General features: G+C 72.4%; 13 protein-coding genes and 1 riboswitch. Of the genes, 4 read left to right on the forward strand and 9 right to left on the reverse strand.

The window, feature by feature from the left end:
- The coding region (locus KBX53_RS11425; protein WP_210859074.1) for an ABC transporter ATP-binding protein at positions 1-585 on the reverse strand (585 nt) is incomplete at its 3' end.
- 114 nt (positions 586-699) lie between these two features.
- Positions 700-1,287, reverse strand: coding sequence for an ECF transporter S component (locus tag KBX53_RS11430; protein ID WP_210859056.1), 588 nt, complete (start codon positions 1,285-1,287; stop codon positions 700-702).
- A gap of 73 nt (positions 1,288-1,360) precedes the next feature.
- Positions 1,361-1,465: riboswitch (TPP riboswitch) on the reverse strand.
- Positions 1,466-1,572: 107 nt separating this feature from the next.
- Between KBX53_RS11430 and KBX53_RS11435 the strand changes: the two genes are divergently transcribed.
- From KBX53_RS11435 to KBX53_RS11450, 4 genes are all read left to right on the forward strand, one after another.
- Complete coding sequence (locus tag KBX53_RS11435) at positions 1,573-2,394, forward strand: alpha/beta fold hydrolase (protein ID WP_210859058.1); 822 nt, start codon at positions 1,573-1,575, stop codon at positions 2,392-2,394.
- Positions 2,395-2,423: 29 nt separating this feature from the next.
- A complete protein-coding gene (locus tag KBX53_RS11440) occupies positions 2,424-3,173 on the forward strand; it encodes a sugar isomerase domain-containing protein (protein WP_030338174.1) in 750 nt (249 codons plus the stop codon).
- Between the two features lie 119 nt (positions 3,174-3,292).
- Positions 3,293-3,796, forward strand: a complete 504-nt coding sequence (locus KBX53_RS11445; RefSeq protein ID WP_030338176.1) for a DUF6328 family protein — start codon at positions 3,293-3,295, stop codon at positions 3,794-3,796.
- Positions 3,797-3,900: 104 nt separating this feature from the next.
- Positions 3,901-5,898: an acyl-CoA dehydrogenase family protein gene (locus KBX53_RS11450; RefSeq protein WP_030338178.1), complete on the forward strand. Its 1,998-nt coding sequence runs from the start codon at positions 3,901-3,903 to the stop codon at positions 5,896-5,898.
- Positions 5,899-5,981: 83 nt separating this feature from the next.
- Here the strand turns inward: KBX53_RS11450 and KBX53_RS11455 are convergent, their stop codons facing one another.
- The 7 genes from KBX53_RS11455 to KBX53_RS11485 form a co-directional block, all read right to left on the reverse strand.
- Positions 5,982-6,149, reverse strand: coding sequence for a hypothetical protein (locus KBX53_RS11455; RefSeq protein ID WP_210859060.1), 168 nt, complete (start codon positions 6,147-6,149; stop codon positions 5,982-5,984).
- A 9-nt stretch (positions 6,150-6,158) separates the two neighbouring features.
- Complete coding sequence (locus KBX53_RS11460) at positions 6,159-6,767, reverse strand: hypothetical protein (RefSeq protein ID WP_210859061.1); 609 nt, start codon at positions 6,765-6,767, stop codon at positions 6,159-6,161.
- A gap of 109 nt (positions 6,768-6,876) precedes the next feature.
- On the reverse strand, positions 6,877-7,275 hold the full coding sequence (locus tag KBX53_RS11465) for a Fur family transcriptional regulator (RefSeq protein WP_210859063.1): 399 nt from the start codon (positions 7,273-7,275) through the stop codon (positions 6,877-6,879).
- Positions 7,272-7,571 carry a metalloregulator ArsR/SmtB family transcription factor gene (locus KBX53_RS11470; protein WP_030338189.1) on the reverse strand — a complete coding sequence of 100 codons (300 nt, stop codon included), beginning with the start codon at positions 7,569-7,571 and terminating at the stop codon, positions 7,272-7,274. The genes KBX53_RS11465 and KBX53_RS11470 overlap by 4 nt, the downstream gene beginning before the upstream one ends.
- Before the next feature lie 42 nt (positions 7,572-7,613).
- Entirely contained in the window at positions 7,614-8,480 is an 867-nt protein-coding gene (locus tag KBX53_RS11475) for a metal ABC transporter permease (protein ID WP_030338190.1), read from the reverse strand.
- Positions 8,481-8,483: 3 nt separating this feature from the next.
- Positions 8,484-9,245: a metal ABC transporter ATP-binding protein gene (locus tag KBX53_RS11480; RefSeq protein WP_210859071.1), complete on the reverse strand. Its 762-nt coding sequence runs from the start codon at positions 9,243-9,245 to the stop codon at positions 8,484-8,486.
- Positions 9,242-9,896: metal ABC transporter solute-binding protein, Zn/Mn family (locus KBX53_RS11485; protein ID WP_210859073.1), on the reverse strand; the 655-nt coding region annotated here is incomplete at its 5' end. The genes KBX53_RS11480 and KBX53_RS11485, both read right to left, overlap by 4 nt.

A 9,896-nucleotide genomic window follows, 5' to 3' on the forward strand; every position in this document is an offset into this window, starting at 1 on the left:
GTGCTCGACCAGGATCAGCGTGGTGTCGGCGTCCAGCGCGCCGGCCACCGCGTGCCGGACCAGGTCGGCCCCGGCCGGGTCGAGGTTGGCGGTCGGCTCGTCGAGCAGCAGCAGGGCGGGGCGCAGGGCCAGCGCGCCGGCCAGGGCGAGGCGTTGCTGCTCGCCGCCGGAGAGCGCCGCCGTGCGGCGGTCGCGGGGGTACGGGAAGCCGACCCGGTGCAGGGCCTCGTCGACCCGGGGCCAGATCTCGTCGGCAGGTACCCCCCGGTTCTCCAGCCCGAACGCGACGTCGTCGCCGCAGCGGGCCATCACCAGTTGGGTCTCCGGGTCCTGGAAGACGACGCCGACCCGTTCCCGCCCCTTGCGCGGGTCGAGCCCGTCGATCTCGACGGTGCCCTCCTGCTCGCCGGAGTCGTCGGGAAGCAGCCCGGCCAGCGCGCTGAGCAGGGTGCTCTTGCCGGCCCCCGAGGGCCCGAGCAGCAGCACCCGTTCCCCGACCTCGATGCGCAGGTCGACCCCGCGCAGCGCCCAGGCCCGCCGCCCGGCGTGCCGCCACCCGAACCCCCGCAACACCACAGCGCCCACCGAACCCCCTCCCAACCTGTCCAGCCCCGCCTCATCCACGTTGATCAAGAGGTTTGCGTCAGAAAACCGGCTTCTGTTGACGCAAACCTCTTGATCAACGCCATCGGGTGGGGGTTAGACCAGGGCGCGGTCTCGGCCTACCGGGAAGCGGTCCAGGACGCCGGTGTTGGCCAGGGCCCTGGTCAGCAGCCAGTCGCCCGCGCCGGCGATCACGGTGGCGCTGACGACGGTGAGCAGCGCGTACGGGATGCGGTAGTCGGCCAGCGCGTAGTCGACGTTCCAGACGAAGAAGTCGAACAACGCGGCGCTGAGACCGGTCAGCGCGCCGGCGAGCACGGCTGTCGGCAGCCGGAACGACCGGTACCGGAAGGCGGCGAAGGCCAGCTCGGCGCCGATGCCCTGCACGATCCCCTGCGGGATCACGGTGCCGGCCCACTGGCTGCCCAGCAGCGCGGACAGGACCGCGGCCACGGTCTCGCAGTAGAGCGCGGCACCGGGCTTGCGGATGACCAGCCCACCGATCACCGCCGGCATCAACCAGACGCCGTAGAGCAGCGTCTGCGCCGGCGGGAAGAAGGCGAACGCGCCCTCGGTGGCGCTCCAGACCAGGCCCCAGGCCCAGAAGATGACGCCGAAGGCGACCGCGATCACCGAGGCGACCACGATGTCGATGGTGCGCCAACGGTTGGTGGTGTTGTCCATGATTGCTCCCAGTTCAACGAAGAGAACCAGGAGAAGACGCACGCCGCGTCCGGTGGCACCGGACTGCGGCGCGGCTGGAGGTCGACCGAACTCCCTGCGCTGGCATTACCCAGATCAGGTTCGAGGGTCTGCGGGCGTACCCGCACTCTCAGCGCTGTGCGCTCCCCTGTCGGATATGAAGTTGTCTCGGTGACGCTAACACCGACCCGGGTCGTGGGCCCAGCAGGGCATGCGCCTGACCTGCGGGAGCGGCCGGCCCACCGTCTTCTGGGTACGCTTCCGATCATGCGGGTTGATGCACGAGGCCTCACGTTCGACGTGACAGTCGACGGTCCACCGGACGGCGTGCCCGTCCTGCTGCTGCACGGTTTCCCTCAGCACAGCGGTGAGTGGGACGACGTGGTGCCGCGGCTGCACACGGGTGGGCTGCGCACGTACGCGCTGGACCAGCGCGGCTACTCGCCCGGCGCCCGGCCCACTGCGGTGGCCGACTACCGCATCCCCGAACTCGTCGCCGACGTGGTGGCGGTGCTCGACGCGCTGGAGCTGGACGCCGTGCACCTGGTCGGCCACGACTGGGGCGCGGTGGTGGCGTGGGCGGTCGCCGCCCGGCACCCCGACCGGGTGCACACACTGACCGCGGTGTCCGTGCCGCATCCGGCGGCCATGGCGCACGCCCTGAGCACCGACAGCGGACAGAAGGCCCGCTCGTCGTACATGGCGTTGTTCCGCAAGCCGGACAAGGCGGAGAAGGTGCTGCTGGCGTGGCACGCCGCCGCGCTGCGCAAGCTGCTCGGCGGGGTGGGCGACGCGTCCCGGGTGAACAGGTACGCCGACCCGATGCGCGAGCCGGGGGCGCTCACGGCGGCCCTGAACTGGTACCGGGCGATGTCCCGCGCCGACCTGGCCGGCGTCGGCCCGGTCACGGTGCCCACCACGTACGTCTGGAGTGACCGGGACGTCGCCATCGGCCGGACCGCCGCCGAGGCGTGCGCGCCGAACGTCACCGGGGACTACCGCTTCGTGCAGCTGTCCGGGGTGAGTCACTGGATCCCGGACGAGGCGCCGGCCCCACTCGCCGAGGCGATCCTGGCCCGGGCCGGCTAAGTGGCAGGCAATCGAACGACGGAGGACGTATGACGGTGAGTGCCGAGGACTACCTGGCCGTGGTGACCGAGACGATCGGCCGGGTGGCCGCCAGCCAGCGGGAGGCGGTGGGGCGGGCCGCCGACCTGATCGCCGAGGCGGTCCGGGCCGACGGCGTGGTGCACGCGTTCGGCACCGGGCACTCGGAGGCCCTCGCGATGGAGATCGCCGGGCGGGCGGGTGGTCTGGTGCCGACCAACCGGATCGCGCTGCGCGACCTGGTGCTGATCGGCGGCGAGCCGGCCGACCGGCTCGGCCCGCTGCTGGAACGGGACCCGGCCGTCGCGCACCGCCTCTACGAGCTGGCCCCGGTGCGCCCCACCGACGTCTTCGTGCTCGCCTCGAACTCCGGGGTCAACGGCGCGATGGTGGAGTTCGCCACGCTGGTGAAGGAGCACGGTCACGGGCTGGTGGCGATCACCTCGGCGCAGCACTCCGGCCGGATGACGTCCCGGCACCCGTCGGGGCGCAAGCTGAGCGACCTCGCCGACGTGGTGCTCGACAACGGTGCCCCGTACGGCGACGCGACGCTGCCCCTGCCCGGCGGTGGCGCGGTCGGCGCGGTCTCCTCGATCACCGCGGCGTTGCTGGCCCAGCAGGTGACGGTGGAGGTCGTGGCGCGGTTGCTGGCGGCGGGGCAGCGGCCCCCGGTCTACCTGTCGGCGAACATCCCCGACGGCGACGCGCACAACAACGAGCTGGAAGCCCGGTACGCGGGCCGCATCCGACGCGGGTCCTGACGTTGCCACGCGATGAACGGCCGATGTCGTGAACCTGTTTCGCGCTCGGCCGGGTGGGGCATTGGCGTTGCTGCCGGCGGCCGGGACCGCCGGCAGTAGCGTCTCACCGGAGGTAGCGCGTGTCCAAGGAGACCGAGAAGCAGCGTTGGCAGCGCAACTTCGCCGACCTGCTGCAGGAGTTGCGGGTCGCTCAGACTGGCGTTCAGATCCTCTTCGCCTTCCTGCTCACCCTGCCGTTCAGTAACGGGTTCACCAGGACCAGCGAGTTCCAACGCGACGTGTACATCGTGGCGTTGCTCGCGGCGGCCGCCGCCACCGCGATGATCATCTCGCCGGTGGCGTTCCACCGGGCGCTCTTCCGGCAGGGGCGTAAGCCCGAACTGGTGCGGTTCGCCCACCGGATGGCCACCGGCGGTCTCGCCTTCATGCTGATCGCGATGGTCAGCGCCGTCCTGCTGATCACCGACTTCGTGTTGGACCGGCCGATCGCCTTCCTGCTCAGCGCCCTGACCGGGCTGTGGTTCCTCACGTTCTGGATGATCCTGCCGTTCGCCCGGCGCAACTGGGGTGAGGACGACATCGACGACGATGACGACGACCCGGACACGATCGACGGCCGCTGACCGCACCGATCCGCACGCAGCGCTACCCCCGGGTAACAACCGGGGGTAGCGTGACGGTAGTCGCACACGTCGACGCAGCCGCACCGAACTTCGAGGGGGCAGCCGTGACCACGACGCAGAACGGCCGACCGGCACCGGACGGCCCCGACTCCGAAGCCACCGCCCAGGCCGCGGCGCCACTGCCCGCGGAAGCCGGACAGGTCTCCGAGAAGGAGGCCCGGCAGGTCGCCGAAGCCGCCCGAGAGTCCACCTGGGACCGACCCAGCTTCGGCAAGGAGTTGTTCCTCGGCCGCTTCCGGCTCGACCTGATCGACCCGTGGCCCCGATCCGACCCGGACGACGTGGCCCGGGCGGAGGAGTTCCTTGGTCGGTTCCGCGCCTTCCTGGCCTCCGAGGTGGACGGCGCCGCCATCGAACGGGACGGCTCCATACCCGACTCGGTGTTCCACGGCCTGGCTGACCTCGGCGCGTTCGGCATGAAGATCGACCGGAAGTACGGCGGGCTCGGGCTGAGCAACCTGCACTACTGCCGGGCGCTCATGCTGGCCGGCTCGGTCAGCCCGGCCATCGGCGCGCTGCTCTCGGCCCACCAGTCGATCGGTGTGCCACAGCCACTGAAGATGTTCGGCACCGCCGAGCAGAAGCAGCGCTTCCTGCCCCGGCTCGCGGCCGGTGAGGTGTCGGCGTTCCTGCTCACCGAGCCCGACGTCGGCTCCGACCCGGCCCGGCTGGCCACCGTCGCCGAGCCGACCGAGGACGGCACCGGTTACCGGCTCAACGGGGTGAAGCTCTGGGCCACCAACGGCATCGTGGCGACCCTGCTGGTGGTGATGGCCCGGGTGCCGGCCACTGAGGGCCGCCGGGGCGGGATCACCGCGTTCGTGGTGGACGGCGACAGCGAGGGCATCACCGTCGAGCGGCGCAACGAGTTCATCGGCCTGCGCGGCCTGGAGAACAGCCTGACCCGGTTCCACGACGTGTTCGTCCCCGCCGAGAACGTCATCGGCGGCGAGGGCAAGGGGCTGAAGATCGCCCTGACCACCCTGAACACCGGCCGGCTCTCACTGCCGGCGATGTGCGTGGGCGCCGGCAAGTGGGCGTTGAACGTGGCCCGTGGCTGGGCCGCCGACCGGGTCCAGTGGGGTCGACCGGTGGGCGAGCACGAAGCGGTCGCGCAGAAGCTGTCCTTCATCGCCGCCACCACGTACGGCATGGAGACCATGCTCGACCTCTGCTGCCTGCTCGCCGACGACGACCGCAACGACATTCGGATCGAGGCGGCGCTGGTCAAGCTGTACGCCAGCGAGATGGCCTGGAAGATCGCCGACGAGCTGGTCCAGATCCGGGGCGGGCGCGGCTACGAGACGGCCGATTCGCTGGCGGCCCGTGGCGAACGCCCGGCCGCCGTCGAGCAGATGCTGCGCGACCTGCGGATCAACCGGATCTTCGAGGGCTCCACCGAGATCATGCACCTGCTGATCGCGCGGGAGGCGGTCGACGCCCACCTGTCGGTGGCCGGCGACATCATCGATCCGGACGCGGGGCTGGGCCGCAAGGCCCGCGCCGGCGCGCGGGCGGGCGCCTTCTACGCGAAGTGGCTACCCACCCTCGCCGTGGGCCGGGGGCAGACCCCCTCGGCGTACGCCGAGTTCGCCCCGCTCGCCGCGCACCTGCGCCAGGTGGAGCGTTCCTCGCGCAAGCTGGCCCGGTCGACGTTCTACGCGATGTCCCGCTGGCAGGGAAAGATGGAACGTAAGCAGGCGTTCCTCGGCCGGGTGGTGGACATCGGCGCCGAGTTGTTCGCGATGTCGGCGGTCTGCGTCCGGGCCACCGCCGAACGTGACAGCCGACCGGAGAACGTCGAGCTGGCCGACCTGTTCTGCCGGCAGGCGCGGGTGCGGGTCGACGCCCTGTTCGCCGCACTCTGGGACAACACCGACTCGGTCGACACCGCCGCCGCGAAGCGCATCCTCGCCGGCCGCTACGCGGGCCTGGAGGAAGGTGTGCTCACCCCGTCCGAGGAGCTGCCCTGGGTGGCCCGCTGGTCGCCTGGCCCGTCCACCGCCGAGGACGTCCGTCGCCGCATCCCCCCGAAGCCGTGAGCGCCGCGCCGCGCCGACTGGCCGTCGGCGGCGCGGGTCGGCGGCGGTGCGGGTCGGCGGCGGTGCGGGTCGGGCGGTGTTGGTCAGCGGGAGACCGCCCAGGCCAGCACCCCCGCCAGGATCAGACCGTTGAGCCCGGCCAGCGCCAGGTACGCCGCAGGTGGGATCTTCTTGCCCCGGCGGACGAAGGAGACCAGGACGGCGGCGTAGCCGAGCAGCAGTACGGCGAGGACGACGAGGAAGTAGAACACCCGACGACCTTAGCGGCCCCGGTCGCGCAGGCCGAGTTGGCGCAGCTCCAAGGCGGCCAGAGCGTCGACAGTCGCGTCGTCGCCGCGACGCCACGCCTCGGCGACGTCCGGGCCGATCCGGGTCAGCTGGCCCAGCGGCTGGGTGGCCAGCGCGCGCAGGGCGAGCAGGTCCCGGCCGGCCGGCCCGGCCGCCAGCTTCGCCGCCGACCCGGCCCGACGCATCCAGCGGACCCGCAACGGCAGCCAACCGAGGAGCACGATGCCGAGCGGGAAGATCAGCACCGCGATGGCCAGGGCGAGGGCCAACTGGTCGACCAGGTGCTGCTGATCGCGGCCGGCGTCGGCGAGCGATCGGGCGGCATCGGCGGCGCGTTGGAACGGGGCGGTGAGTTCGTCGCCGACCAGCGGCACCCGGCCGACCTTGCTGCCGGCGTCGCCCAGGTTGTCGGCGAGGCCACTACCGGCGCCCTCCAGCTTCTGCCCCGGTACGGCGAGCTTCTGCACCAGGTCGTGCAGCCACAGCGCACCGCGGATCGCCGCGTACACCCAGACGACGACGAGCAGGTCGGTGAGCACCTGACGGACGGCGGTCGGAAACCGATCGGCATAGATTTTCACGCCGGCCAGCGTGCCACGAACGTCCCGCTCCGTGCAGCAGTGATGTGAGCCCGGCACGCGACCGGCCGGCGACCGCGCCGGAGCGTCGCGCCAGCGGCGGCGCTGCCGGTCAGCGCGGGCAGGTCGGGCAGGTGCCGAAGATCTCCAGGGTGTGGCTGACGTCGGCGTAGCCGTGCTGCGCGGCGACCCGGTCGGCCCAGCTCTCCACGGCCGGGCCGGCCACCTCGACGGTACGACCGCAGACCCGGCAGACCAGGTGGGGGTGGGGCCCCTCGCTGCACCGGCGGTAGAGGTGCTCGCCGCCCGGCGGGCGCATCACGTCGATCTCACCCGCGTCGGCCAACCCCTGCAGGGTGCGGTAGACGGTGGTCAGGCCGACCCGCTCGCCGCGCTGGCGCAGCATCGCGTGCAGGTCCTGAGCGCTGTGGAAGCCTTCCATCTCGCCCAGCAGCGCGCTCACCGCCGAGCGTTGCCGGGTGTTGCGCACCGCGGCGCCGCTCTCGCTCATGATCCCTCCCCGGCGTGGCTGACCGCGTCCGCCACGATGTGCGCGACGTGTTCGTCGACCAGGCTGTAGGCGATCTCCCGACCTCGGCGGGAGCCGCGCACCACGCCCGCTCCGCGCAACACCCGCAGGTGCTGTGAGACCAGCGGTTGCGCGGCCCCGAGCTTCTCGACCAGCTCGTGCACGCACCGCTCGCCGCCGGCCAGCTCACTGACGATGGCCAGCCGAATGGGCGCGGACAGGGCGCGGAGCAACTCGCTGGCCCCGTCGAATCCGTCGTAGCCCGTCGCGCTGGTCATCCTGCAACGGTAACCAATACCACCGACGTCCACCGCGCAGGCTCAGCTCAGCACGACCTCGTGCGGCTCCGGTGCCGGTGCGGCGGTCGGCGTCGTGCGGCGGCGCACCACCCGCCAGACACCGCCCGCCACGGCCACCACCAGGAACGAGGCGATCGCCACCAGCACCACCGACGCGCCCGGCGCGGTGTCCGCGGTGGCCGCCACCCAGACACCCGAGCCGGCGGCGAACAACCCGAGCGCCATCGCGGCCGCCATCGTGCTGCGGAAACCCCGGGTGACCTGCTGAGCGGTGGCGACCGGCACCACCATCAGCGCGCTGATCAGCAGCACCCCGACGGCCCGCATGGCGATGGTCACGGTGACCGCCGTGGCGACCGCGATCAGCAGGTTCAGCGTGCGGACCGGGAGGCCGGAGACCCGGGCGTACTCCTCGTCGTGGCTCACCGCGAACAGCGCCGGGCGCAGCGCGATCATCGTGACCAGGATCGCCGCGCCGAGCACCGCGATGGTGGTCAGGTCGGCGGGCGAGATGGTGGTCAGCGACCCGAACAGGTACGCGTTCAGGTTCGCGCTCGTCGCGTCGGAAAGACCGACCAGGAGTACGCCGCCCGCGATACCGCCGTAGAAGAGCAGGGCCAGGGCAAGATCACCGGAGGTACGCCCGCGAGCGCGGACGATCTCGATGGCGATCGCGCCGATGGTGGCGGCGATCACCGCGACCAGCACCGGTGAGCGGTTGAGCAGCAGCCCCGCCCCAACCCCGGTCAGCGCCACGTGCCCCACCCCGTCGCCGATCAACGCCAGCCGGCGCTGCACCAGGTAGATGCCGAGCGCCGGCGCGGCCAGGCCGATCACCAGCGCGCCGATCAGGGCGCGCTGCATGTAGGGGTACTGGAAGAGTTCCATGGGTCAGTTGCTCCACAGCCCGGCGGGCTCGTCGTAGCAGTGCGGGTGCACGTGGTCGTGGTCGGGCTCCGCGTGGTGGCCGGCCGGGTCCGGCACCGCGCCGTCATGGGCGATGCGACCCTCGTGGACGACCACGGCCCGGCTGATCACCGGGCGCAGCGGGCCCAGCTCGTGGGCGACGAGCAGCACGGTCCCGCCACGGGCGACGAAGTCGCGCAGCGCGCCGGCGAACGCCTCCTGACTGGCCGCGTCCACCCCGGCGGTCGGCTCGTCGAGGACCAGCAGCTCCGGCTCGCCGGCCAGGGCGCGGGCGATCAGGGTGCGCTGCTGCTGGCCGCCGGAAAGCGTGGACACCGGGTCGCCGGCCCGGTCGGCGAGCCCGACCGCGCGCAGCGCCGCGTCGACGGCGGCCCGGTCGGCCCGACCCGGCGGACGCAGCACCCCTCGACGGGCCAGCCGGCCGGAGGCCACCACCTCGCGGACGGTGGCCGGCCCGCCGCCGCCGGCGCCCAGGCGCGGCGGGACGGCCCCGATGCGCGCCCACTGTCGGCACCGGCGCAACGGCCGGTCGCAGAGGGTGACCGAGCCGGCGCTGATCGGCACCAGGCCGAGCACGGCGCGGATCAGGGTGGACTTGCCGGAGCCGTTGGCGCCGAGAATCGCGACCACCTCGCCCGCGCTCACGGTGAGCGAGATGTCCCGGAGCACGGGGCGGCCGTCGTAGCCGACCACCCCGTGCTCGACGGTGATGACAGGTGAGGTCACGAGCAGCCCAGGGCGGTCTGCAGGGTCCGCAGGTTGGTGCGCATCACCGAAAGGTAGTCCCCGTCGCTGCCGGCGGCGAGCCCTTCGATCGGGTCGAGCACGGCGGTCTTCGCGCCGACCTGACCGGCGATGGTCTCGGCCACCTTCGGGCTGACCAGGGTCTCGAAGAAGATCGTGGTGGCCTGGTGCTCCTTCGCCTCCTCGATCACGTGCGCGAGGCGCTGCGGCGAGGGCTCGACGTCGGGGCTCAGCCCGGTGATGCCGACCTGGTCGAGCTGGTACCGGTCGGCGAGGTAGCCGAACGCGGCGTGGCTGGTCACGATCTCCCGCCGCTGGCAGGTCGCCAGACCGTGCTTGAACTCGTCGTCAAGCGTCGTCAGATCGGCGCGCAGGGCCGCCGCCCGGGCGGTGTAGTCGGCGGCGTGGTCCGGGTCGGCAGTGCCGAGTCGCTGGGCGAGCTGGTCGCCGATGCCGGCCAACCGGGTCGGGTCGAGCCAGACGTGCGGATCCTTGCCGCCGCTCTCCTCGGTGTGCCCCTCCTCGCCCTCGTGGTCGTGGCCGCCGGCGGACGCGTCCAGCAGCGGCTGCACGCTTGTCACGTCGAACGCCCGGTCGCCGCCGTTCTGGGCCACGGCGTCGTCCACCGCCGGC

The sequence above is a fragment of the Micromonospora sp. M51 genome, assembly GCF_018070305.1.
Taxonomy (GTDB): domain Bacteria; phylum Actinomycetota; class Actinomycetes; order Mycobacteriales; family Micromonosporaceae; genus Micromonospora; species Micromonospora parva.